Source organism: Paenimyroides aestuarii, from assembly GCF_024628805.1.
GTDB lineage: Bacteria > Bacteroidota > Bacteroidia > Flavobacteriales > Flavobacteriaceae > Flavobacterium > Flavobacterium aestuarii_A.
In genome coordinates this window covers 1384855-1408732 of sequence record NZ_CP102382.1, presented here as the reverse complement: position 1 = coordinate 1408732, position 23878 = coordinate 1384855, and the positions used below count along the sequence as shown (strand labels likewise).

The following is a 23878-nucleotide window of genomic DNA, read 5'->3' as shown; positions in this document are numbered from 1 at the left end:
ATAACCCTAAACTTGAAACCTTAAACCTTAAACTAAAAGAGAAATGAAAGTTACAATAGACGGAATAGAAATAGAAGTAGAACCGGGAACCACCGTGTTGCAGGCGGCTCGCATGATTGGCGGTGATGTAGTGCCACCTGCCATGTGCTACTATTCAAAATTAAAAGATACAGGCGGTAACTGTCGTGCGTGTTTGGTAGAAGTATCAAAAGGCAGCGAAGCAGATCCGCGCCCAATGCCTAAAATGATGCCTTCTTGCAAAACAGGTGTAATGGATGGTATGGAAGTAAAAGTAAAAACTTCGGAACGCGCATTAGATGCCCGCAAAGCGGTTACAGAATTTTTGTTGATCAACCACCCATTAGATTGCCCTGTGTGCGACCAAGCTGGTGAATGTGATTTGCAAAACCTTTCGTTTAAACACGGGTTAGAAAAAACGCGTTTTAAAGAAGAAAAACGCACGTTTGAGCCTGAAAACATTGGCGATAAAATTCAGTTGCACATGAACCGTTGCATTTTGTGCTATCGTTGTGTGCACACTGCTGAGCAAGTTTGTGGCAGCAGAAACCACGGCGTACTAAACCGTGGCGACCACGCACAAATTTCTACCTATATTTCGGCATCGATTGACCACGAAATGTCTGGAAATATGATTGATGTGTGTCCGGTGGGTGCATTGACCGATAAAACCTTTCGTTTTAAATCGCGTGTTTGGTTCAACAAACCGTTTAATGCCCACAGAAACTGCGATAAATGTTGCGGAAAAACAACTTTGTGGATGTTTGGAAACGAAATTCAACGTGTCACGGCTCGTAAAGATGAGTATCATGAAGTAGAAGAATTCATCTGTAACGAATGTCGTTTTGATCATAAAGAAGTATCGGATTGGGTGATTGAAGGTCCAAGAAAATTTGAAAAATTCTCAGTAATCAATCAAAACAACTATACCCGTAAAATGGATACTGTGAAAATTGCTACCGAAAAGCAGATTTTAGAAGGTCGTGAGCAAGACCGCAAAAAAATCAGTATGAAAGAAGTTCCATATAAAAACACAGAAAACAGCTAATTATGGAAGAAGCAATTATTATAGAAAAAAGTGTAATCATTGTAGCTGTTTTTGCAATTACAATGCTTTTTGCCATGTATTGTACGTTGGCAGAACGAAAAATTGCCGCATGGATTCAAGACCGTAGAGGTCCAAACCGTGCGGGTCCGGGTGGAATGTTTCAGCCTTTAGCAGATGGTTTAAAACTTTTTGCAAAAGAAGAATTCATGCCCAACACACCCAACACGTTTTTGTTTGTATTGGGTCCGTTTATATCAATGACTATGGCGTTGATGACCTCGGCAGTAATTCCCTGGGGTGATACCTTAGAAATTGGCGGTAGAAAAGTAATCTTACAAGCTGCTGATATCAATGTGGCCATGTTGTATGTTTTTGCTGTGCTATCGGTAAGTGTGTATGGCATCATGATTGGTGGCTGGGCATCAAACAATAAATATTCGTTGATTAGTGCCATGCGTGTAGCTTCGCAAATGATTTCCTACGAAATTGCGATGGGCTTGTCTATTGTGGCATTGTTAATGATGCACAGCTCTATGAGTTTACGCGATATTGCAGCAGGTCAACACGAGATGAATTGGAATATATTTTACCAACCAATTGGTTTTTTAATCTTTTTAATTTGTTCGTTTGCAGAAACCAACAGAACCCCTTTTGATTTAGCAGAATGTGAACAAGAATTGATTGGTGGTTACCACACCGAATATTCGTCTATGCGAATGGGCTTCTTCTTGTTTGCAGAATATGCCGCAATGTTTATATCTTCTACCCTACTAGCTGTTCTTTATTTGGGTGCTTACAATTATCCGGGGATGACTTGGGCAGCAGAAAATTGGGGCGAAAATGCAGCTAACGGTATTGGTATTGCTGTATTGTTTATAAAAATATGTTTCTTTATATTTTTATACATGTGGGTGCGTTGGACCATTCCGCGTTTCCGCTATGACCAATTAATGAATTTAGGCTGGAAAACATTAATACCGTTAGCCATTATTAATATCGTTATCACAGCGGTTGTGTTATTATTAAAAAGCTAAAAATTAAGAATATGTCTATTCAAAATATATCCTTATCAGGCCGAAAAAAACAGGTTTCTAATAAAGAAATGACCTTGGGCGAGCGCTTATACATTGGTGCAATTGCCGGCGGAATGGCTACTACGTTTAAACATTTGTTTAAAAAGAAAGTAACCATTAATTATCCTGAAGAAACCCGTCCGTTCAGTCCGGTGTATCGTGGGCAACACATGCTTATGCGCGATGAAGAAGGCAGAGAACGTTGCACTGCTTGTGGTTTGTGTGCCTTATCATGTCCGGCAGAAGCAATTACTATGAAAGCTGCCGAACGCAAACCCGACGAAAAACATTTATACAGAGAAGAAAAATACGCCGAGATATACGAAATTAATATGTTGCGTTGTATTTATTGCGGTTTGTGCGAAGAAGCTTGCCCTAAACAAGCCATCTACCTTACCACCTCTAAAAAAATTGTAAAGGCAGACACCAATCGCGAACATTTTATTTTTGGTAAAGAACAATTGGTTATGCCTTTAGATCAAGCTATTAACAACACAGCAAAATCAGAATAAAAATGATAGAGATTTTATTTTACATTCTTTCGGCTGTTACTTTAGGAAGCGCGTTTTTAACTATTCTTTCTAAAAACCCCATTCACAGCGCCATTTGGTTGGTGGTTTGTTTTTTCAGTGTTGCTGGTCATTATGCATTGTTGAACTCGCAATTTTTGGCAATGGTGCATATCATTGTATATTCTGGTGCCATCATGATTTTAATGTTGTTCACCATCATGTTAATGAATCTAAATATTAGCGATGAAATTGCCAAACCCGTTGTTACCAAAATCATTGCTACAATTTGTTTTTGCTTGATTGGTTTCTTTTTAGTGAGTTCGTTAGCACAAACAGCTCCGGCACTAGAAACCTACACCCAAACAGGAGTAGATTTTCAATCGATACAAGTATTGGGCAAAGCTTTGCTTAATGAATTCGTAGTTCCGTTTGAAATGGCAGCAGTTTTATTGCTTATGGCGATGATTGGTGCCGTATTAATATCTAAAAAAGAGAAAAAAACAGCATAATATGGAACATGTTTTACAACAAATTGGTATAGACCAATACATTTATCTAGCCATATTATTATTTTGTATTGGAGCGTTTGGTATTTTGTACCGCAGAAACGCAATTGTAATGTTTATGTCGATCGAAATTATGCTGAATGCAGCAAACTTGCTTTTAGTGGCTTTTTCCAATTACCACGAAGATGCCAACGGACAAGTTTTTGTATTCTTTACAATGGCGGTTGCCGCAGCCGAAGTGGCAATTGGTTTGGCAATTTTGGTAGCCATCTACAGAAACATTGGATCAATCGATATTGATAAACTTAAAAAATTAAAAGGATAGCATGAGTACAACTATATTACTACTTACATTGATTTTCCCTTTGGTTGGTACATTAATCAACGGATTTTGGGGCAAACATTTAAGCAAAAAAGTATCGGGTACTATTGCAACAGTAGCGATTGCTGCTTCGTTTGTAACTTCATGCTTATTTTTCGCTTACATTCAAGATGCAGCACCTGTAAAAGTGGTGTTATTTGAATGGATGAAATTCAATTATTTTTCTATTGATTTCGGATTTTATTTCGATCAATTAGCTGCTCTTTGGTTGTTGTTCATAACAGGTATCGGAACATTGATCCATCTGTATTCAACAAGTTATATGAGCCATGACGAGCATTTTTCTAAATTCTTTACCTATCTGAATTTCTTTGTTTTCTTCATGTTGATTTTAGTCACAGGAAGCAACTTAGCAATGATGTTTATTGGTTGGGAAGGCGTTGGTTTATGCTCTTACTTATTAATTGGATTTTGGTATAAAAATCAAGATTACAACAACGCCGCTAAAAAAGCATTCATCATGAACCGTATTGGTGATTTAGGCTTTTTGGTTGGTATTTTTGTAACCGGCTATTTATTTCACACGCTTGATTTCGTTGCCTTAAAAGAACAAAGCTATTTAGCACCTACTCTAGGAATTGCAACCATGGCATTCTTTATTGCAGCAACAGGTAAAAGTGCGCAATTACCGCTATACACTTGGTTACCAGATGCAATGGCGGGACCAACACCTGTTTCGGCATTGATCCACGCAGCTACAATGGTTACCGCAGGTATATTTATGATTACCCGCTTAAACTTTTTGTTCGATTTAACGCCCGATGTGCAACACATTATTGCAATTATTGGTGCAATAACCTCGTTAGTTGCAGCAACTATTGCGCTGGTACAAAACGATATTAAAAAAGTATTGGCATACTCTACTGTATCGCAATTAGGTTTAATGTTTTTGGCATTAGGCTTAGGTGCGTACGAAGTTGCCGTTTTCCACGTAATTACACACGCGTTCTTTAAAGCATGTTTGTTCTTAGGTTCCGGATCGGTTATCCACGCAATTGGCGGCGAACAAGATATGCGCCACATGGGTGGATTAAAGAAACACATGAAAATCACGTATGCTACATTTTTTATATCCACTTTAGCTATTTCAGGTTTTCCTCCGTTGTCAGGTTTCTTCTCTAAAGATGAAATTTTATTATCGGCATTTCACCACAATACGGTGTTATGGGTTATTGCAAGTTTAGCATCGATATTAACTGCATTTTACATGTTCCGCTTGTTGTTCTTAACCTTCTCTAACAAATTCAGAGGCACCAAAGAACAAGAAGATCATTTACACGAAAGTCCGTCTGCAATGACCATGCCTTTGATAATTTTGGCAGTATTGGCAGCAGTTGGCGGATTAATCAGCCTTCCAGGAAACAGTTGGTTGAACGAATTTTTAAAACCGGTGATTAAAAACAGTGCTACATTACACCACCATGAATTAGGCACAACTGAATACATCTTAATGGGATTGGCTGTTGTTGGTGCATTGGTTGGTTTAATGGTTGCCTACTTTAAATATGTTAAAAACAAGCAAGTTCCTGTTAATGATAACAATGTGTCGGGCTTACAAAAAGTGCTTGTAAACAAATATTATTTAGATGAAATTTATCAATCATTAATTGTTCATCCATTGAATTTCTTTGGATCATTCTTCAAAAAACAAATCGATGGATTGATAAACGGGGTGGTTTTAAGCTTTGGGAGAATTCCAGCAGAACTATCTTATCAAGGTAAAAAAGCACAAAACGGAAACATTGGTCTGTATTTATTTGCCTTTGTAATTGGTGTTTGTGGCTTGTTGTATTATTTATTTATGTGTTACTAAAATTATGGCAATGAATTGTATTATTATTTTACTTATTTATGTTTTGGGAGCAGTTGCTACGTTGGCATCAAACTCTAAAAATGCAGCTAAAATTGCTTTAGTAACCAGTTTGATAAACGCCGTAATTGCATTGATTTTAACAGGCGATTATTTAAACGGTGGCAATATCTCGTTTACACAGCAATGGATTTCAAACCCAAATGTAGCTTTATCATTTGTGGTGGATGGTTTAAGCTTAACCATGGTGCTATTAACAACGCTTTTGTTGCCAATTATTATTTTGGCATCGTTCAACACCTTATATTCTAAAGCAAACCAGTTGTATGCTTTGGTTTTGTTTATGGCATTTGCAATGGCTGGAACATTCTTGGCACAAGATGGTTTGGTGTACTATATTTTCTGGGAATTAGCATTGTTACCTATTTTCTTTATTGGATTATTATGGGGAAGCGACGATTGGAAAGTACGCAAACGCGTGATGGTAACCTTTTTTATCTACACTTTTGCAGGATCACTGTTCATGTTGGCGGCTTTTGCTTATTTGTATTCAGTAACAGGAAGTTTTGCTTGGGCTGATCTTTCTAAAGCAGTGCTATCAACCAAAGAAGCAAATTATATTTTCTTGGCATTTTTCTTAGCTTATGGAATTAAGATTCCTGTTTTTCCTTTCCACACATGGCAGGCAAACACCTACGAAAAATCGCCAACAATTGGTACTATGTTACTTTCGGGCATCATGCTAAAAATGGGTATCTACTCTATTTTGCGTTGGCAAATGCCGATTGCAGGAAATGTATCCGAAAATGTTTTAAAAACAGTTATTGTACTTTGCATCATCGGTATCATTTATGCTTCGTTGATTGCTTTACGTTCTGAAAATTTAAAACGTTTATTGGCCTATTCGTCAATGGCACACGTTGGTTTAATCGCTGCCGGCGCTTATGTTGGAAATAGCACGGGTTATCAAGGTGCGATTATTCAGATGGTAGCCCACGGTTTTGTAGTGGTTGGCTTGTTTTATTTAGCCGATATCATTTACAAAAGATACGACACCTATCAAATTAAGGAAATGGGCGGTATTCGTTCACAAGCTCCTAAATTCACCACTTTCTTTTTAATTGTATTATTTGCATCGATTGGTTTGCCGGGAACTTTTGGATTCATCGGAGAGTTTACCCTATTGTTTGCCTTATCAGAAAAAGAATTATTATACGCCATTTTTGCAGGAACATCGATCATTTTGGGAGCATATTACATGCTAAAAATGTTTCAAAATGCCGTGTTAGGAAGTACTGAAAACAAAGTTTTTGCCGAAGTAACTACTAAAGAATATATGGTTTTGGCAATTATTTGCGTGGTTTTAATTGGTTTGGGAATCTATCCAAAATTACTAACCGATTTATTTATTCAATAGAACATAGAAAAATTAAACTATGAGTACATTAATAGCTTTAGCATCTTTAGCGGTTCTTATATTAGTATTAGAAATTTTTAACCTGCGCAAAACCATTGTACCTCTTACTTTGATTGGTTTGTTGGTGGCTTTAGGATTAAATATCTGCGATTACAACACCGTAGATTCGTTTTATAATAATATGATCGTGGTAAACAAATCAACGGTTTTGTTCAATTCGTTATTTATTGTTTTAACGTTTTTTATAGTGGCTTTGGGTCAATCATTTTACAAGGAACAATACGATAAAATATCAGATTACACCTCTTTAAAAATATTCTTATTGATTGGTGCATACTGTATGGTTTCATTTGGAAACTTGGTAATGTTCTTTTTAGGATTAGAAATTTTATCGATTACCTTATACATTTTAGCAGGAAGCGACCGAACAAATATCAAAAGCAACGAAGCCGGAATGAAATATTTCTTAATGGGATCTTTCGCTTCAGGATTTATTTTGTTCGGAATAGCCTTGATTTATGGCGCAACAGCTTCGTTTGACATGGATCAGATTCTTTTGGCAAGCACACAATTGGCTATGCCAAAATGGTTCACGGTTGGTTTCACATTAATGTTGGTTGGTTTGTTATTTAAAATAGCTGCCTTCCCATTCCATTTCTGGGCTCCGGATGTGTATCAAGGAGCACCTTTGCTTACCACCACCACCATGAGTACCTTGGCAAAAGTGGCTGCCGTAGCTGCGTTTTACAAATTAAGCGTAGTATTTTTCCCTGCCATGCCAACAAACTTTGTAAACTTAATTGCCTTTTTAATTGTAGTAACATTGATTGTGGGTAACGTAATGGCATTGAAACAAACCAACATCAAACGTCTTATGGCCTATTCAGGTATTTCGCATGCCGGTTTTATGTTAACGGCAATTTTGTTGGGTAAAACCGCCGAGCCTTATTTATTTTATTATATGGCAGCTTATGCAGTAGCAGGTATTGCAGCGTTTAGCGTTATTTTATATGTTTGCCAAGATAAAAAAGAAGAATTGGTTATGCATTTCCGCGGATTTGCAAAACACAAACCAGTGTTGGCAGTAACCTTGTCGTTGGCCTTATTATCAATGGCAGGAATACCTATTTTAGCCGGATTCTTTGGAAAATTATTCTTGTTTACCGAAGCCTTAAAACAAGGTTTCTATATCACAGTTATCATTGCTGTAATCACATCAATCATTAGTATTTATTACTACTTTAAGGTAATCATCACCATGTTTACCTATAAAAATGCAGATGCACAAACAGTTTATCCAAAAAACCTTGTGTATGTAACGGTTGCTGTAGCAGCCATCATCATTAATCTAATTATCGGATTTTGCCCATCATTAATAATAGATTTATTTTAGTTAATTGATTACTTTACTAAAGGTTGATTTGAAGTTCAAATCAACCTTTTTTTATATCTTTAAACACTCATACTATATTTCTGAAACACAGAAAGCTTAGATGATTTTAGGCTTTTAACTTATTGAAAACGTAACACATAAATGGTATTTTTATACCGAAATTTGTGTACTACTATTTTTATCATTATAATAGGGATATTAATTGCTAATTTAATACTGATATGAGAAAAAAAATTATTTCTAGCTAATACTGTGATAGCTTGCGCGGCAAATGGGTTTGCTTCTAATGAAGTTGTAAACCCTCTAGAAGGTCTAGAGATGAATCCACCTTCAACTAATTCTTCAGAAAAAGAAACTGAAAGTTTAGAAGGGGGGTATCGTATTTGTTCTACAGTTGAATATAAAAGCCTCGTGGGCATTTACCAAACGGATTACACAGGTATAGATGGACAAGTTTATACCACCACCACTTGGTATTATGTAACAACCGGTGCATGTACAACTTGTATGTCTCTAGGACACGGAGGTACATCATCTTCAACTTCTTGTTGGGGTTACGGCTGGTAGCGAAATTGTTAACTGAACGATTAAAATCAAGCGATTGTATTAACATAATTATACAATCGCTTAAATATTGAATAAATTATGCTTAAATATACATTAACGTTTTTTTTCTTAATAACCGTAAATTCGTTTGCACAAAAAATACAAGTAGAGTATTTTGAAAACAAAATTGTAAAAAATCCTGAAGAAATAAAACAACTTCCTGCACCTGTACGGAAAACTTTTGAACGTAATATGTTTTCTTATACATTAACTTATGCAAATGGAATATCATTATATGAAAACAACGACTTCTCAAAACTAAATAAAACTGAGACAAGCACTGAATTAGTTAAGTTAGCGAATGGTGAAGAAATCACACAAGTTATCACATTTGAGGACACGTCTAGAATTTTCAGAATTTTTGAAAAAAGATTTTTCAAAGATTATATTGACAGAAAAATATATGCCGAACTATTTGTAAATGAAAAAAAGCAAATTGTAGATAATTTCTTTGATTGGCAATGGGAAATTACAAACGAGCAAAAAGAAATAAGTGGCTACACCTGTACAAAAGCAATATCAAAAATTAATGGATATCATTTTGAAGCTTGGTTTACCGATGAGATACCCATTAGTGCCGGTCCAGAAAAGTATGACAGCCTGCCAGGTCTTATCCTTTACGTGAATACAGGTGCTTCAGAATTAGTTGCTAAATCGGTGAAATTCATTGACAACCCAATCAATATACAAAAACCAACTTTTACTGGGCAAACCTACACTTTTAATGAAGTTTACATGAAACCTAACACACCTAAACCTCAATTTAAAAACATAATAGAAAAAGACCCTAATAATAGCAATATAACAAAACAAACTATTACATATTAATTTCTAGTTGAAAAGCATTTACAAAATACTTTTATCATTATTTATTAGCTTGATTCCCTATATTTTTTATGGGCAGGAAATTAATGGCACTATAACAGACGAAGGCGGCAACAAAATACCTTTAGTTACTATTCAACTAATAAATAACACAACCAATAAAATAATCACTTATACCCAAACAAACAGTTTGGGTAATTTTACTATCGCTACAAATAATAATGCCTTTCCGCTAAAGTTAAAAGTACAGCATTTTTCTTATGAATCTAAAGAATTAATTTTAGATACAAATGAGTTCTTAAATGTCGTATTAGAAGCAAAAACAAATGAGCTTACAGAGATAATAATAGATACAAAAGCGTATGATGTAATTAAAAAAGGTGATACCCTGCAATATAATTTAAAATCACTATTAAATGGTTCCGAACTAAAACTAAAAGATGTAGTTAACAAATTACCCGGATTAGCAATTGATGAGGATGGAAAAATAAGATACAACGGAAAAATAATTGACAATTTGTTGTTTGATGGCAATGAATTTTTCGATAGAAACCACCAAATTGCAAATGACAATATTACCGCCGAAATGATTCAAAAAATAGAATTGCTTACCAATTATAAAAATTTATCAAGCATAAAAAATTTTGATGAAAACGGTAAAACAGCCTTGAATATTGGCATTAAAGACAACTTTAAAAACAAATTCAAAGGAAACATTACATTAGAAGGTGGGTTTAAAGAACGCTACAATTTACACGGCAACCTTTATAATTTTGGCGAAAAAACAATGTTTAATCTGGTAACAAATACCAATAACATTAATTACAGCGTTTTATCGGTTAAAGATTATATGGATACCCGAAAAATGAATGGAAAGCGAATTATGAGTGAACAATTCTCACAAGGAGGTTTTTCTACCTCCGATTTAGATCTACCTTCTTTTTTATTCGCAGACGACCATGTAAAATATAGAAAACTAACCAATTACACCTTAAATTTCTCGCATAAATTTAGCAACAAGTCAAAAATAGAATTTATATCTATTTTCAACTTATTAGATCAAACCGAAGAATCAATTAATAAGCAAGTATTTTTCGATGGGCAATCAAGCAATATTGACAGGTTAGATAAAATAACAGGTTCATCAGCTTATGCATCAAATATATTAAAATACGAAGTTAAGTTAAACAACGATTCGTATTTTAATGTAAATGGTTATTCGTTATGGTCAAAAGATAATCAAAATCAATTTTTAGAATCTACTTTTTTATCAAGCGGTGACCAATTATACTTTAACAATGATTTAAATTTTAAAACAAATAAATATGGTATAAATGCTATTTATAAAAATCCATTAACTAAAAATTTATTAATAGATGTTGTAGCTTTTTACGACAATAATTCCACCAATACAAAAAAAGGCTTTCATTCATCTGAAGTGTTTTCATGGTTTGATATTTTAAATTCTAACCTAAATCAAAAAACAAATGTGAAAAGCAGTGATATTGGAGTTCAAGGTAGAATTTCGTGGAAATTAGGAAGTGATAAGTTAATTTTTAGAACATACTTAGGTCGTTCGAACGAGCATTTAAATAATAATTTAGATGATTTAAAATCTTATCAATTAAATGATGATTACAACAAATCCGAACAAATACTTGGTGTTCAATATCAAGGTACTTTAAAAAAACCGTTGTTTAACTATAGTTTAGGTTTTCAATATAATTACACCAATCATTCTTATTTACTTGGTTCTAAAAAAGCTGTAAGTGCTATTTTACCCAATTTTAGTATTTCTCGTAATTTAAATAAAAATTTATCCAGTTATTTTGCATATAACGCAAATTTAAACGGATTTTCGATACTGAACTTCCTATCAAACAATTTAGTTGATGATTACAGATCTTATATCTTGCCATCACTAGTTGCCCCTGAATTAATGATAACAGATTCTTATAATATTGGATTAATGTACAATATTCCTGAGAAAAATATATTCTCTTCTCTTTCACTTTCCCATAGTAGTGATCGAAAAAAGTTGGAGAGAACATTTAATAACTTAGAATTAGTCACTCAACAAAATTTTCAGTACATAGAAACAAATAAAACAACATCTGGAAACTTTACATTTAATAAAAAATTTCGAAATATACCATTTGGCTTAAATTTCAACACTTTTGGTAGTGTTTCTATGCTTGAAACCTTTATAAACAAAGAAAAAAGCGAAAATGAAAATTATAATATATCTTCAAAATTGTATCTGCAAAGTTACTTTAAAAACAATCAACTAAATTTTAATGCAGGTATTAATTATGTTAGTAATACTAGTAAAAATAGTACTGCTTTTTTTTCGAACTTATCAAAACTAGAAAGAATAACACCTTTTGCAACCTTAACAGGAGTAGCATTAAATAACAAATTTAATTGGAGTATAGATTCTCAATACTTTATTTTTAAAACTTCTTCAATACAATCTCAGAATATTTTTGATTTAGGGTTTAGAACACAGTACAACTTCAGTAAAAAAGTACAATTTTATTTAAACGCAAAAAACATATTAAATATTCGTGATAATAACACTAAAAACAACTTAATGGCAACTCCAAATTTTTCACAAGAAATGATAATGCATTCTTTATCGGGATTTGCAAATTTTGGTATCATATTTTCGCTATAATTATAAAAGAATTACGGTACTAAAGGTTGATTTGAAGTTCAAATCAACCTTTTTTTTATATCTTTAAACTATGAAATACCCCGAAAGATACCAGCCTGAAAACAAGCACTCCTTTTCGAGTTATTGGAAGGCTACTAATGATAATTTATTACCGCATTTACTGCCCAATGATTCTTTGGAAGAAAGCGAGCAACTTATTCCGCTGTATTTCCAGGTTGATGAATTGGGCGATACCGTAGCAAAAGAGTATTTCAGCAACAAACCGTTTAGCGCGGCTATTGCAAATTTGCATCGTGATTTTTCTATGTATCCGTCCAACAAAGAACATCTATCTGAAGCCGCACAACAACTTTTTAAACAGTTTACCGATATTCCAACTTGGGTAGATTTTGATTTGATTAATCAGGCAGCATCTTACTGCAACCGCAGCGGAACACCGGCACTTTCGGTTTTGCGCAATTATTGTTTAATGGGCGGATATGAATCATCGGCAATCAACAAACCACTCATATTTACAAAAGCTTTGCACAAAGGTGCTGTGAAACGCTTGGCAGACACGGTTGATTTTTGGATGTTTGTAACCGAAGTAAACGGATTAAAACCCAAGCAAAAAGGTATCTATTCGGTACTTACCACCCGACTGATTCATTCGTTTTCGCGCTTACAAATTGAACAATCACCTGATTGGAAATCCGAACTTTGGGGCAGACCCATTAATTTGTGGGACATGTTGGCTACCAATTTAGGCTTTTCCATTGCCTTTATGGACGGATTATCAAAATTGAAAATTGCACCAACAAATGAAGAAATAAACGCTGTTTTGCATCTGTGGAAATATGTGGGCTATCTTTTGGGCATTCCGTTTAATTTATTGCCTGATACTGGCGAAGAAGCTGCTAAACAATTGTATTTATGGAGCAAAACCCAAAAAGGCATCGATCAAGACTCGAAAGATTTGGCTTGGGCTTTATACGAAGAACCAAAATTGGTAAGCTTTACCAATAATTCGCTTATGAAATGGTTTGTGCAAAAAACAAACATTGGTTACAATGAAGTTTTATTGGGCAGTGAAAGCCGGTCTGCATTGGGACTTCCCTACTCTAAAGCCAAATATTGGATTTTATTATTGAACCATTTCAATCATTATTTAGATAAAAAAGCGAAAAGCAATTCAAAATCATACATCCAAGTGGCACAAAAAGGCAGGAAAGAGCAAGTAAAGATCTGGGATTTGTATCGCAAAGAAAAAAGGGAGTAACTTCTTACACTACATTAAGCAGATACCGCAACTATTTCACGAACTTTACTAAAAAATCAGTTTCTATGGAATTAGGAATATCAATGTTTGGCGATTTGAGATTGCATCCCCAAACACAACAGCGCAAAGCACCTCATCAACGGTTTACGGAAATGTTAGAACAAGTGCAACTGGCAGATGAAGTGGGTTTAGATGTTTTTGAAATGGGCGAACACCACCGCGCCGATTACAGCGTAACCAATCCGCAATTGTTTTTAAGCGCCGCAGCGGCTGTTACAAAAAACATAAAGTTAGGATCGGCTGTAACCGTTTTAAGCTCTAGCGACCCAGTGCGTTTGTTCGAAGATTTCAGTATGTTAGACCAAATTTCAAAAGGCAGGGCACACATTATGGCAGGTCGCGGTAGTTTTATAGAATCGTTTCCGCTTTTTGGCTTTAGCTTAGACGATTATGATGCCTTGTTTGAAGACAAACTAATGCTTTTGTTAGATATTGTTGCTAAAAACGGTACCAATATCAATTGGAATGGCCGACTAACACAGAGTTTGCAAAACGTAAATCTACATCCCAAACCATTTCAAGACCAACTGCCCGTTTGGATTGCCGTGGGTGGAACGCCCGCATCAGTACTTCGTGCTGCACGATTGGGATTACCCATCATGTTTGCCATTATTGGCGGTATGCCCGTAAATTTTAAACCTTTGATTGATTATTATAAAGAAAATTATCTGGCAGCAGGTCATGATGTAGCAAAAATGCAAGTAGGTATTAATTCACATACTTTTTTAGGCGCCACCGGCAGTATAAAAGATGATTATTTTCCGTTCTATGCAGCCCAGATGGATCATATAGGAAAAGAGCGCGGTTGGGCACCATTTAGCAAAGAAGTATTTTTAAACACCACCCAACCAGAAGGAGCTTATTTTATAGGAGAACCCAATGCGGTGATCGATAAAATTTTGCAACAGCACGAATGGTTTGGTCATACCCGCTTCGTAGGACAAATGGATGTGGGCGACCCAGACCACAATATGCTTATGAAATCGATTGAATTATTTGGAACTAAAGTAGCTCCGGAGGTAAGGAAAGCTTTGAAATAAGATCGAATCGCTACTAATAGAAATATTAGTGGCGATTTTTTTTATACAACTCAATTATTTTGGGAACTAACTTCGCTTAAAAGATCATCTTTTCAATCGATTCGATTGAGTGTGGGTTAATTGTAATTATTGATTTTTTTGAGGTTTAAAAAAAATAAAAATTCAAAACAATAAATGTTTTAGCACAAACCTTTTTATATATCTTTAAAATAGTCCTAACTTTATGTTTCCATAACAAATACGTTTCATGAGCCTATTATTTCAACCTTTAGAACTACAAAATCATACATTAAAAAACCGCATGGTGGTTTCGCCCATGTGCCAATATTCTGCTGAAAATGGCTTTGCCACCAATTGGCATTTGGTGCATTTAGGCCAGTTTGCAATTGGTAAAGCAGGCTTAATTATGCAAGAAGCTACAGCAGTGGTTCCTGAAGGACGCATCACCTACGGCGATTTAGGTCTTTGGAACGATGCGCAAATTCCGGCATTAAAAAACATAGTTGATTTTGTACACTCGCAAGGGAGTTTAATAGGAATTCAACTGGCTCATGCAGGCAGAAAAGCATCTACCAACAAACCTTGGATCAACCGCAACCAATTTTTACCCGAACATGAAAATGGCTGGCAAACAGTTGGTGTTTCTACGCTACCTTATCACCAAAAAGACCATCCACCGGTGGCTTTGACCAAACAAAATATCCAAGAAATCATTCAGGCATTTAAACAGTCGGCACAGCGTGCGGTTACTGCCGGGTATAATGTGGTGGAGTTACATGCAGCTCATGGCTATTTAATCCATCAATTTTTTTCGCCCTTAATTAACAACCGTTCCGATGAATACGGCGGAAGTTTTGAAAACCGAATTCGTTTTCTTCTAGAAATAGTTGAGCAGGTACAGCAAGTGCTTACCAATCAGTCGCTATGGGTACGTATTTCAGCGACCGACTGGGCCGAAGGCGGATGGACGTGTTTTGAGAGCGTGAAATTGGCCCATATTTTAAAGCAGAAAAATGTGGAGGTTATTGATGTTTCAACAGGTGGTGCGGTGGCGCATCAACAAATTCCGGAACATGAAAATTACCAAGTTCCTTTTGCTAATCGCATTAAAACCGAAACAAATATGATTACAGGTGCGGTTGGTTTAATTACCCATGCAAAACAAGCTGAAGCTATTTTGCAGAAAAAAGAAGCCGATTTTGTTTCTATTGCGCGAGGCTTTTTACAGAACCCGCATTTGGTGTACGATTTTGCCAACGAGCTGAATGTTGCCATTGATTGGGCGCCCCAATATGAACGCGGAAAAGAATCGTTTTAAGCAACAACTAAACCTGTATTTTATTCCAAGCAATCACTTGCACGCCCGGAGAATAATGCACTTTAAACGGCAAAGTGTTTAGATCTAAATTGCCCAACACATAGTTGGTTTCTAATTGATACAAATCAATATGATATAACGGCCATGGAATATGGTGAATATCGTATCGATATAAACTTTCATTGGCATCAACATACAAGCAATAGCGCTCGGTTAAAAAACAATCTAAGTCGGTTTTGTTGGTTATTTCGTTTTTAATTTGATATTTAGCTTCAAACGAAAATTGTTTCTTATTAAACGCTGATTGATAAAAATCTTTGTTGTTCCGATACATATCGGCATGCTCATAAGGCAAAACCGACAATAATTTTGAAACAGCTACCGAAATGATTTTACTAGCTTCGATACTTAAAAAATATACGCCGGGAATATCGTCTTTCACCACATAGGTTCGCAGATTGATTTCCTCGAAATTAGAAATCGGTGCAAATGCAGGCAAAAATCGTGGTCGGATTTTTTCCATGCTAAAAGCCACTAACGAAACATAGGCTTCGTCATTAAACAAATCAAGGGTTAAACCATCGGGAATTAATTCTAGCAACACATCTGCATCTATCTTCCAATGAAAAAACAAAGCACGGTTCCACTCTTGGTAAAAACTATATCCATGCTTGGGTGGATCCCAACTGCGGTGATGGGTTTGTTTTAGTATTTTTTTGATTGATAACCCCATATTATTTTCGGTGTTTATCGTTTAACAAATCATCGGTAAAATGCTTGCGCTGTTTCTCTGTAGAAAATTTGTTGGCATTGTATTTCTGAGATTGATTCCGAGGAATTGATAACGAGTGCCACTTGTTGTTTTGAATCATTTTACCAATAAAAACAATTTGTCCCACATGATAAGGATAATGCGCTAGTTGGCGGTTAATAGCCTCTTGCACCGTGTGCCCTTCATTTCGAATATAGACGATTGTGCTTAAATCAGCATCCGATAAGCTGTTCAGGGTGGCAAACAAACGGTTCCAGCCAGCTTCCCATTTTTCTAGAACCTCTTGGGCAGACTTTAAGTCATTTTCAAATTCGGAATCACGGTTACGCCATTCTTTTTCGCCATCGGTTATAAAAAAATCAGTCCATCGTGAAAGCATATTTCCCCACAAATGTTTTACTATAATGGCAATGCTGTTGCTTTCCTCATTAAATTGCCAAAAAAAATCGGTTTCATGCAGTTGTTCAAATGTTTTATCACCCAACTGTTTGTAATAAGCAAACTGTTTTTTTACACTTTCTATAAATGTTGATTCCATAAGGTTTGATTTTAAAATAGTGACAATTCTTCTTTTCCTGGATATGGAAGATTCAATTTAAACGCATCATTTAACTGCTTTATAAAATGAGTAGCCAATAAAGGTGATTCAACCTCGGTGTTTTGATGAATAAAAAAATACAGTTTTTGCAAACCGTTTTCGCGCCAATCTTTAAGCACCGAAAGCCAATCGTTTAGTCTTTCGTAATCGGCAGCGTTATTGGCACCTACATAGCGCACAAATGCTGTGTTGCTTGTTAACCGCATATGCAGCATATCACGCCGACCAGCAGTGTCAACAATAATATTTGCTACATGGTGCTGTTGCAACAAATTGCAATATGTATTGAAAATAGTTTTATCGGCAAACCATTCTTCATTGCGAACCTCAATTGCTAACGGAAAACCTTTTGGAAATTCTTCGATAAACTGTTGCAATCGGCTAAAATCTTTTGGTTTAAAATTTTCGTGCATTTGCAGAAAAATCATTCCTAACTTGTTTTCAAAAAACGCCAACGCATCTGTAAACGCCAATACTTTTTCGTTGGTGTTCAACAACCTGCTGTAATGACTGATTGATTGTGGTATTTTAGGAAAAAACTTAAAATTTTCAGGAGTTTTAGCATTCCAAATCTGTACTTGTTCTTTAGAAGGTGCGCTGTAATAGGTAGCATTCAGCTCAATACTGTTGAACTGTTGCGAATAATAGGTTAATTCATCTTTTGTGCCTCTGGGATAGAAATTCTTTAAATCGGTTTTGTTCCATTTGGCACAACCTACAAAAACTTCAAAATCGCTTTTAGGAGTATGTGCTAAAACCGTATAGGTTTCGGGCGCAGTGGGCGGCAAGGTAAAATCTATTAAAGACGGATCGGCAACTTTTCCAAATTTCATTTTTATTTAAAGATACGTATTTTATAAAAAAATAGTGAAAATAATTATGTATAATTACAAACTGATTTTTTAAACAAATTTTAATCTCTTTTCTGGATGGAAAATGAATATAAAGCTTTAGCCGATTCATATGAAAATGCGCTATTCTCTTTTACCGACTATAAAGTTGGCGGGGTTGGCGGAAGCAAGCTTCCTATTAGCGAATATATTATTGAAGTTACTTACAAGAATATGACAATAAAGATGCGCAATGAATTAGGTAATTATAACTTAGGGACTGTTGATTTGATATTAAGTAATTGTAATTTTCATTCATTTGAAATCACCTCTCGAAATCATTTTATGAGTTTATTTTCTCGGAAAAAAGAAATGCTGAAAATTTCATGTAACAACCTCTCGTTCAGAAACACCCTTCAAGAAACAGTTATTAATTGTGGTTTAGAAAAAATAGCTAAACAAAATGCGTTCGAACCACATATTGAGTCAAATTATAGCGATGGCAAATGGAAAGTGGCCAGTAAATATCATTTAGAATTTGAAGATAAAATTGGTGCTGCAAAAGCGTTGATTGATTTTTATAAGTTATTAATCGATTCTATCTAAATTTCACAAAAAAACCACTCGGCTGAGTGGTTTTTTTATTTATTCAGTAAAATCGCATCGATTACATAGTTGTAATTCAACAAATCGCGATCGTCTTCATCATATACTTTTTCCCATTTAAAATCTGGCAGTAAAATGCGTGTGGCTGCTTTTCCGTTCCAATCCACTTTCAAACCATGCTTTTCTAAAACTTCCACGATTTTTTTTGCCACTTCTTTGCTTACAGCATCACTTTCGTTATTAACTTTTTGAAAACTAATATACAGTCCTTCGCCACGAACGGCGCGTTCTAAATCTTGACCGTGATAAAAGCAATATCCTTCCGATTTTTCGTCGTTGTCAATTAAAGTGCGTTCTACTTCTACCACTTCATATTCCCCGTCATCAATCGTAAATCCGGCATAGTGCAGTGCAATGATTTTTTTTTCCGCCAACTCGTCAAAAGCAGCAATTAAACGTTGGGTTTGGGTATCTTCACCCCAATTTTTACTTTCGTTCAAAAGCGTTTCATACTCTTGGTTTATTTGTTCGTGTGCCCATTCTTCCGAAATTTCATCTTCAAAACCATTATCCTCTATTTCTTCGATAATATTGGCTTGGATCTCTTCTAAACTATAAAATCCAGAACGTACTTGTGTGTAAATCGAATCAAAAATAAATTGCTGATCTTCAGACATACTTTGTTTCATACAAATTTGCTTTAAAGCCTTTAACTTTTTAAAATTTTACTGTACGAATATATCAATTCCTTTTAAATTTTAAATATACTGAATGCTTTTTTTTATCAATTTTAAGACAAAAAATTTGTTTTTTAAAGTTTTAAAATGATTTTATTTACCTAACCCTTATTTATAAAGGAAGCTGTACCTTTGCAAATTCTTAATAAAACGAAGCTATGAACAAAGGATTGATTGCTTTGGCTTTTGGCGGTTTGGCCATAGGAATGACGGAGTTTACCATGATGGGTATTTTGCCTGATATTGCCAAAGACCAACAAATAGAAATTACGCAAGCGGCTCATTTTATTGCGTTGTACGCTTTGGGAGTGGTGATTGGCGCACCTGTCTTAACATTGTTTACAGGAAAAATTGCACCGAAAAAAGTATTACTTTTCTTAATGCTGTTGTTTGTTTTTTTTAACGGATTGTTTGCTATTGCTCCTGAATATTACACCCTTGCCGGTAGCCGGTTTTTATCGGGCTTGCCCCATGGAGCTTTTTTTGGTGTGGGATCGGTTGTGGCAGCGCAATTAGCAAAAAAAGGAAAAGAAGCACAAGCAATTGCCTTTATGTTTACCGGAATGACGATTGCCAACTTAGCCGGTGTGCCATTGGGAACGTATATTGGTCATCATTTCTCGTGGCGCATTACCTATGCAATTATTGCTTTGTTGGGTTTGGTCACTTTTGCCAGCATTTATTTTTGGTTGCCCGCTTTAAACAATACTGCAAACGGCGATTTAAAACAGCAATTATCCTATTTTACACGCGTCAAAGCATGGCTTATTGTAGCTATTATATCTATTGGAACTGGCGGCTTATTTGCTTGGATTTCCTATATTGCGCCAATGGTTACAAAGGTGGGCAAACTTCCTGAAAGTCATGTTCCTATTATTATGATTTTGATTGGTTTTGGAATGTTTATCGGGAATATTTTAGGCGGAAAATTGGCCGATGCTTTTTCACCTACGAAAGCTGCAATTGGTTGCTTTTTAACGATGTCGGTTACTTTAACGGTTGTTCATTTCACGGCTCATATTGAATCGTTGACCTATATAATGGCATTTTGCACGGGGTTGGTAGCCTTTACTATTGGTTCGCCTTTGCAAATGATGCTGATTACGTCGGCAAAAGGTTCCGAAAATATCGCAGCTGCTGCCGGGCAAGCTAGTTTTAATATTGGCAATACATTAGGGGCATATTTTGGAGGCATTCCTATCACTTTGGGCTTTGCTTATAATGCACCCGTACTTGTGGGTGTGGGGATGGCATTTACAGGAGCTTTGCTTGCAACTTTATATCTTAAAAAATTCTTAAATCAATAATCTGCTTTACCCTTTTTGTAGAAAAAAGGAACACTTTTTAAATATTTTTTGGATACCGAAGCACTAAAAATCATGAATTTGGCACATGGCACAATCATTGAACTTTGTTAGGTGTAACATTAAATATTTAAAAGCTATGAAAAATGTTTTAAAAATCTTTGGAATCTTATGTTTATCAATTTTTGTATTTACAGCATGTAGTGATGATGACGATCCTGCAAACAATGATTTCTTTATTGGTCGATATAATGGGAATGTGAGTTACGTAAATAGTGATGAAACAAAATCGAATGATAATGGAAATGTTCAAGTTGTAAAAGTAGGCGATAAATATAACTTTCTATTTTCAGACGGAATACCAGATATTACTGGTGTTGAAATCGAAAAAAACGAAAACACTGCTGTTATGATTGGATCAACAGAAACCCACTATATCCGAATCAATGCAAGCAATCTAACCATATTGTATTTAAAAGATGGTGCTACTTGGACAGCTGATGCGGATAGATAATACCCATTAATCAATTTTTGAAAAACCCAACAAAACGTTGCTAACTTAACGCTTTGTTGGGTTTTCTTTTATAAACAAAAGCAGGAATAATCTTAAGCTTCTAAATTGTTTTTTATGCTTTTCAATAAACGCTTTTCAAAGTCGGCAATAATATTTTTAGCCCAGAAGTTTGCATAAAAATTCATTTTTGAATTGATGGTGTATTCGCATGATAAAACAACTTTGGTTGTAGTATTATTGATAGGTATTAATTCATAACTTATTTTTCCGAATTTAAAATAATCACTTTTCATTATATGTAAATCCGTGGGTTTATCTCTTAATTCTGACTTATCTAAATGAACTTGAAAACTCACAAAATGATTTTCCTTTAATTCTTCGACACTTTCGTATAACTTTAAATCATCTGTAAAATATCCAATCCGATACAACAAACTATCTTTGCTAAAAATTTTAGAGTTTATGGGTGTAGGAATTCCAACAGTTTGAAAAAATCCATTTCCATATACGATTGTATTAATAGGTTGTACTTCTAGCAAATTAGGAAAAATAGCTGATGCACTTTTATGAATAATAACAGAATGGGTTTCTTTAAAAACCTGAGACTTATTGGGAAAGATATTTTCTACCGGGCTTAAGATCAAAGGTAGTAGAAAAATGGAATATATTTTTTTGTTAACTATTTTATCTTTTAGAAATGCACCAAGTAAAATTCCTAAAACACCAGCTGCAATAAAACAAGGAATTCCCATAATGAATAAACAAAAAACATCTTCTAAACCTGTAAGGTAAGTGGTGATTAAAAACAAAAAAACACTTATAATGGGGTATAAAAATAATTTTAAGGGTGATAAGTACAGTTTGTTCGATGAAAACAAAATTGGAAAAAGACCTATTAGTGTAGGAATTATCCATATAAATGTGATACTGAATAAATCATACAAACCACTTAAATGATCCATATCTGAAAGCAATCTAAATGCAATACCGTATAAAATTCCTAATACAAACCCCGCATATTGCGAAACATTTTTTATTTTCATTTGTGCGATTTATCTTCTATTCAAATTTCTTCCCAGAGCAAAGCAACTTATGACAAAAGTTAAAACAGCTGGTAAAACCCATTCTAAATTGTATCGCGCCATTGGCAAGGCATTCAACAGATTGGCTAAAAAAGTTTCTTCTGGAAACCAACCGGCTAACACCCGCACAAATGAAATCACCATAGTAACTACCAATGTTATAAAATAAGGTTTTTGGTTGGTGATTGTTTTTCCAAAAAGCAATACCGATAATATAAGAACCAAGGTAACCGGATAGATGAAATTCAACAAAGCTGCCGCATATTCTATTATGGTATCAACACCTGTAATGGCTAAGAAAATAGAAATTAAGGTAATAGAAATAACTCCTTCTATATAACCCAATTTTCCTTTCGTTAAGCGTTCAAAAAAGTTTGCCGAGCCTGCCGTTAATGCAATAGCTGTTGTTATACACGCCAAAAGCATTAGTAAAGAAATTAAATACATGCCGTTGCTACCAAAATACTGAGTAGCAATGCTTATTAGCAAGGAAGAACGTGTTACATCGGATGCATTGGCTTGAGCATGTGCACCTAAATAAAACAAACCGCCATACACCAACAGCATACAAACTGCAGCCAAGAGCGCCGATTTTACCACTACGTCAATTTTATCCTTTGTATGCGTGTATCCTTTGCGATTGGCACCTGCAATTAAAAGTACGGCAAAAATCAATCCTGCCAATACATCCATGGTTTGATATCCTTCTTGAAAGCCAACATAAAAGCGGTCTTCAATCACCGTGGGCAAAGTGGCTAAAGTGGCTCCCATAAAAAGTCCTGGAAGAATTAGTAGCACTAAAAAAAACAATAAAAGGGGCGCAAAAATCTTTCCTAAAATTCCAGTAATTTTATTGAGTGAAAACGATGCCACCATTACCGCTCCAAAAAACAACACACACACCCAAACCGGCTGCGCTGTTGGTATGATAGGCTGAATGGCAACTTCAAAAACCGACGCCCCAGCTCTTGGCAAAGCAATTAAAGGGCCAATACAAAGCACATTTATTAACGATAAAATATAGGCCAATTTCACGTTGGCACGTGCGCCCAAATCGGTGAAATAATTTCCAGAAACAGCTACTGCAAAAATTGCCAATACCGGCGCCAAAATAGCAGTAATCGAAAATCCGGTAAAGGTAAAGGTCCAATCTGTTCGGGTTTGAAAACCTAAATAGGCAGGCAATAATAAATTTCCTGCACCAAAAAACATAGCAAATAACGCCATCCCTAGAAAAAGGATGGTTTTACGTTTTCTTACATCCATGAATTCTCCAATTTATTTTCATTTTTTTCAAACATACTTATTTTTTTTAACAAAACATTATGTTTTGTGTTATAAAATTCAATTTTTACAATCATTAAAAACAACTACTCTTGTTCAAAATCTATCAAAGAACAAAATTTCATGTTAAAAGAAATTATGTTCCTATTCAATCAATTACAACACAATTGTGGTAAATCACACACAAAATTGTACATTTGCACAAACA

At 35.1% G+C, this 23878-nt stretch carries 23 protein-coding genes; 17 read left to right on the top strand and 6 right to left on the bottom strand.

What is annotated here, in order from left to right; translation table 11 throughout:
* Window positions 1-43 precede the first annotated feature (43 nt).
* The 14 genes from NPX36_RS06645 to NPX36_RS06580 all read left to right on the top strand — a co-directional run bounded on the left by NPX36_RS06645 (window position 44) and on the right by NPX36_RS06580 (window position 15943).
* Entirely contained in the window at window positions 44-1066 is a 1023-nt protein-coding gene (locus tag NPX36_RS06645; RefSeq protein ID WP_257500626.1) for a 2Fe-2S iron-sulfur cluster-binding protein, read from the top strand.
* Between the two features lie 2 nt (window positions 1067-1068).
* Window positions 1069-2100 (top strand): NADH-quinone oxidoreductase subunit NuoH, encoded by a 1032-nt coding sequence (gene nuoH / locus NPX36_RS06640; RefSeq protein ID WP_257500625.1) that lies wholly within the window; start codon window positions 1069-1071, stop codon window positions 2098-2100.
* A gap of 11 nt (window positions 2101-2111) precedes the next feature.
* Window positions 2112-2651 (top strand): NuoI/complex I 23 kDa subunit family protein, encoded by a 540-nt coding sequence (locus tag NPX36_RS06635; protein WP_257500624.1) that lies wholly within the window; start codon window positions 2112-2114, stop codon window positions 2649-2651.
* 2 nt (window positions 2652-2653) lie between these two features.
* The gene (locus NPX36_RS06630; RefSeq protein ID WP_257500623.1) at window positions 2654-3160 is read left to right on the top strand and encodes an NADH-quinone oxidoreductase subunit J family protein; all 507 of its coding nucleotides are present in this window, start codon (window positions 2654-2656) and stop codon (window positions 3158-3160) included.
* 1 nt (window position 3161) lies between these two features.
* Entirely contained in the window at window positions 3162-3482 is a 321-nt protein-coding gene (nuoK, locus tag NPX36_RS06625) for an NADH-quinone oxidoreductase subunit NuoK (RefSeq protein ID WP_257500622.1), read from the top strand.
* 1 nt (window position 3483) lies between these two features.
* On the top strand, window positions 3484-5352 hold the full coding sequence (gene nuoL / locus NPX36_RS06620; protein ID WP_257500621.1) for an NADH-quinone oxidoreductase subunit L: 1869 nt from the start codon (window positions 3484-3486) through the stop codon (window positions 5350-5352).
* Window positions 5353-5362: 10 nt separating this feature from the next.
* Window positions 5363-6766, top strand: coding sequence for a complex I subunit 4 family protein (locus NPX36_RS06615; protein ID WP_257500620.1), 1404 nt, complete (start codon window positions 5363-5365; stop codon window positions 6764-6766).
* A 19-nt stretch (window positions 6767-6785) separates the two neighbouring features.
* Complete coding sequence (locus NPX36_RS06610) at window positions 6786-8159, top strand: NADH-quinone oxidoreductase subunit N (protein WP_257500619.1); 1374 nt, start codon at window positions 6786-6788, stop codon at window positions 8157-8159.
* A gap of 318 nt (window positions 8160-8477) precedes the next feature.
* Entirely contained in the window at window positions 8478-8726 is a 249-nt protein-coding gene (locus NPX36_RS06605; protein ID WP_257500618.1) for a hypothetical protein, read from the top strand.
* 78 nt (window positions 8727-8804) lie between these two features.
* The gene (locus NPX36_RS06600; RefSeq protein ID WP_257500617.1) at window positions 8805-9593 is read left to right on the top strand and encodes a GLPGLI family protein; all 789 of its coding nucleotides are present in this window, start codon (window positions 8805-8807) and stop codon (window positions 9591-9593) included.
* 49 nt (window positions 9594-9642) lie between these two features.
* Window positions 9643-12267 carry a carboxypeptidase-like regulatory domain-containing protein gene (locus NPX36_RS06595; protein WP_257500616.1) on the top strand — a complete coding sequence of 875 codons (2625 nt, stop codon included), beginning with the start codon at window positions 9643-9645 and terminating at the stop codon, window positions 12265-12267.
* A 70-nt stretch (window positions 12268-12337) separates the two neighbouring features.
* Window positions 12338-13525 carry an oxygenase MpaB family protein gene (locus NPX36_RS06590; RefSeq protein ID WP_257500615.1) on the top strand — a complete coding sequence of 396 codons (1188 nt, stop codon included), beginning with the start codon at window positions 12338-12340 and terminating at the stop codon, window positions 13523-13525.
* A gap of 65 nt (window positions 13526-13590) precedes the next feature.
* Window positions 13591-14625, top strand: a complete 1035-nt coding sequence (locus NPX36_RS06585) for an LLM class flavin-dependent oxidoreductase (protein ID WP_257500614.1) — start codon at window positions 13591-13593, stop codon at window positions 14623-14625.
* A gap of 247 nt (window positions 14626-14872) precedes the next feature.
* Window positions 14873-15943, top strand: a complete 1071-nt coding sequence (locus NPX36_RS06580) for an NADH:flavin oxidoreductase/NADH oxidase (RefSeq protein ID WP_257500613.1) — start codon at window positions 14873-14875, stop codon at window positions 15941-15943.
* Window positions 15944-15950: 7 nt separating this feature from the next.
* On the opposite strand, the gene NPX36_RS06575 is transcribed toward NPX36_RS06580, so the two are convergent.
* The 3 genes from NPX36_RS06575 to NPX36_RS06565 are packed head-to-tail and all read right to left on the bottom strand — an operon-like array spanning window position 15951 to window position 18146.
* The gene (locus NPX36_RS06575) at window positions 15951-16676 is read right to left on the bottom strand and encodes a YqjF family protein (RefSeq protein ID WP_257500612.1); all 726 of its coding nucleotides are present in this window, start codon (window positions 16674-16676) and stop codon (window positions 15951-15953) included.
* Between the two features lies 1 nt (window position 16677).
* Window positions 16678-17253, bottom strand: coding sequence for a DUF1572 domain-containing protein (locus NPX36_RS06570; RefSeq protein WP_257500611.1), 576 nt, complete (start codon window positions 17251-17253; stop codon window positions 16678-16680).
* Window positions 17254-17264: 11 nt separating this feature from the next.
* The gene (locus tag NPX36_RS06565) at window positions 17265-18146 is read right to left on the bottom strand and encodes a DUF72 domain-containing protein (RefSeq protein WP_257500610.1); all 882 of its coding nucleotides are present in this window, start codon (window positions 18144-18146) and stop codon (window positions 17265-17267) included.
* 96 nt (window positions 18147-18242) lie between these two features.
* Between NPX36_RS06565 and NPX36_RS06560 the strand changes: the two genes are divergently transcribed.
* Complete coding sequence (locus tag NPX36_RS06560) at window positions 18243-18749, top strand: hypothetical protein (RefSeq protein ID WP_257500609.1); 507 nt, start codon at window positions 18243-18245, stop codon at window positions 18747-18749.
* 35 nt (window positions 18750-18784) lie between these two features.
* Here the strand turns inward: NPX36_RS06560 and NPX36_RS06555 are convergent, their stop codons facing one another.
* Window positions 18785-19438 (bottom strand): DUF6891 domain-containing protein, encoded by a 654-nt coding sequence (locus NPX36_RS06555; protein WP_257500608.1) that lies wholly within the window; start codon window positions 19436-19438, stop codon window positions 18785-18787.
* 206 nt (window positions 19439-19644) lie between these two features.
* Between NPX36_RS06555 and NPX36_RS06550 the strand changes: the two genes are divergently transcribed.
* Both NPX36_RS06550 and NPX36_RS06545 read left to right on the top strand, forming a co-directional pair.
* The gene (locus tag NPX36_RS06550) at window positions 19645-20793 is read left to right on the top strand and encodes an MFS transporter (protein ID WP_257500607.1); all 1149 of its coding nucleotides are present in this window, start codon (window positions 19645-19647) and stop codon (window positions 20791-20793) included.
* Between the two features lie 85 nt (window positions 20794-20878).
* Window positions 20879-21304: a hypothetical protein gene (locus tag NPX36_RS06545; RefSeq protein ID WP_317618271.1), complete on the top strand. Its 426-nt coding sequence runs from the start codon at window positions 20879-20881 to the stop codon at window positions 21302-21304.
* 92 nt (window positions 21305-21396) lie between these two features.
* Here the strand turns inward: NPX36_RS06545 and NPX36_RS06540 are convergent, their stop codons facing one another.
* Complete coding sequence (locus NPX36_RS06540; protein ID WP_257500606.1) at window positions 21397-22347, bottom strand: hypothetical protein; 951 nt, start codon at window positions 22345-22347, stop codon at window positions 21397-21399.
* 9 nt (window positions 22348-22356) lie between these two features.
* Window positions 22357-23652 (bottom strand): branched-chain amino acid transport system II carrier protein, encoded by a 1296-nt coding sequence (gene brnQ / locus NPX36_RS06535; RefSeq protein WP_257500605.1) that lies wholly within the window; start codon window positions 23650-23652, stop codon window positions 22357-22359.
* Between the last annotated feature and the right edge of the window lie 226 nt (window positions 23653-23878).

What these genes read in the sequence shown, in the direction of transcription:
- NPX36_RS06645 (WP_257500626.1), top strand. Translation starts at nt 44, where the DNA reads ATGAAAGTTACAATAGACGGAATAGAAATAGAAGTAGAACCGGGAACC.
- nuoH (WP_257500625.1), top strand. Translation starts at nt 1,069, where the DNA reads ATGGAAGAAGCAATTATTATAGAAAAAAGTGTAATCATTGTAGCTGTT.
- NPX36_RS06635 (WP_257500624.1), top strand. Translation starts at nt 2,112, where the DNA reads ATGTCTATTCAAAATATATCCTTATCAGGCCGAAAAAAACAGGTTTCT.
- NPX36_RS06630 (WP_257500623.1), top strand. Translation starts at nt 2,654, where the DNA reads ATGATAGAGATTTTATTTTACATTCTTTCGGCTGTTACTTTAGGAAGC.
- nuoK (WP_257500622.1), top strand. Translation starts at nt 3,162, where the DNA reads ATGGAACATGTTTTACAACAAATTGGTATAGACCAATACATTTATCTA.
- nuoL (WP_257500621.1), top strand. Translation starts at nt 3,484, where the DNA reads ATGAGTACAACTATATTACTACTTACATTGATTTTCCCTTTGGTTGGT.
- NPX36_RS06615 (WP_257500620.1), top strand. Translation starts at nt 5,363, where the DNA reads ATGAATTGTATTATTATTTTACTTATTTATGTTTTGGGAGCAGTTGCT.
- NPX36_RS06610 (WP_257500619.1), top strand. Translation starts at nt 6,786, where the DNA reads ATGAGTACATTAATAGCTTTAGCATCTTTAGCGGTTCTTATATTAGTA.
- NPX36_RS06605 (WP_257500618.1), top strand. Translation starts at nt 8,478, where the DNA reads ATGAATCCACCTTCAACTAATTCTTCAGAAAAAGAAACTGAAAGTTTA.
- NPX36_RS06600 (WP_257500617.1), top strand. Translation starts at nt 8,805, where the DNA reads ATGCTTAAATATACATTAACGTTTTTTTTCTTAATAACCGTAAATTCG.
- NPX36_RS06590 (WP_257500615.1), top strand. Translation starts at nt 12,338, where the DNA reads ATGAAATACCCCGAAAGATACCAGCCTGAAAACAAGCACTCCTTTTCG.
- NPX36_RS06585 (WP_257500614.1), top strand. Translation starts at nt 13,591, where the DNA reads ATGGAATTAGGAATATCAATGTTTGGCGATTTGAGATTGCATCCCCAA.
- NPX36_RS06580 (WP_257500613.1), top strand. Translation starts at nt 14,873, where the DNA reads ATGAGCCTATTATTTCAACCTTTAGAACTACAAAATCATACATTAAAA.
- NPX36_RS06575 (WP_257500612.1), bottom strand. Translation starts at nt 16,676, where the DNA reads ATGGGGTTATCAATCAAAAAAATACTAAAACAAACCCATCACCGCAGT.
- NPX36_RS06570 (WP_257500611.1), bottom strand. Translation starts at nt 17,253, where the DNA reads ATGGAATCAACATTTATAGAAAGTGTAAAAAAACAGTTTGCTTATTAC.
- NPX36_RS06565 (WP_257500610.1), bottom strand. Translation starts at nt 18,146, where the DNA reads ATGAAATTTGGAAAAGTTGCCGATCCGTCTTTAATAGATTTTACCTTG.
- NPX36_RS06560 (WP_257500609.1), top strand. Translation starts at nt 18,243, where the DNA reads ATGGAAAATGAATATAAAGCTTTAGCCGATTCATATGAAAATGCGCTA.
- NPX36_RS06555 (WP_257500608.1), bottom strand. Translation starts at nt 19,438, where the DNA reads ATGAAACAAAGTATGTCTGAAGATCAGCAATTTATTTTTGATTCGATT.
- NPX36_RS06550 (WP_257500607.1), top strand. Translation starts at nt 19,645, where the DNA reads ATGAACAAAGGATTGATTGCTTTGGCTTTTGGCGGTTTGGCCATAGGA.
- NPX36_RS06545 (WP_317618271.1), top strand. Translation starts at nt 20,879, where the DNA reads ATGGCACAATCATTGAACTTTGTTAGGTGTAACATTAAATATTTAAAA.
- NPX36_RS06540 (WP_257500606.1), bottom strand. Translation starts at nt 22,347, where the DNA reads ATGAAAATAAAAAATGTTTCGCAATATGCGGGGTTTGTATTAGGAATT.
- brnQ (WP_257500605.1), bottom strand. Translation starts at nt 23,652, where the DNA reads ATGGATGTAAGAAAACGTAAAACCATCCTTTTTCTAGGGATGGCGTTA.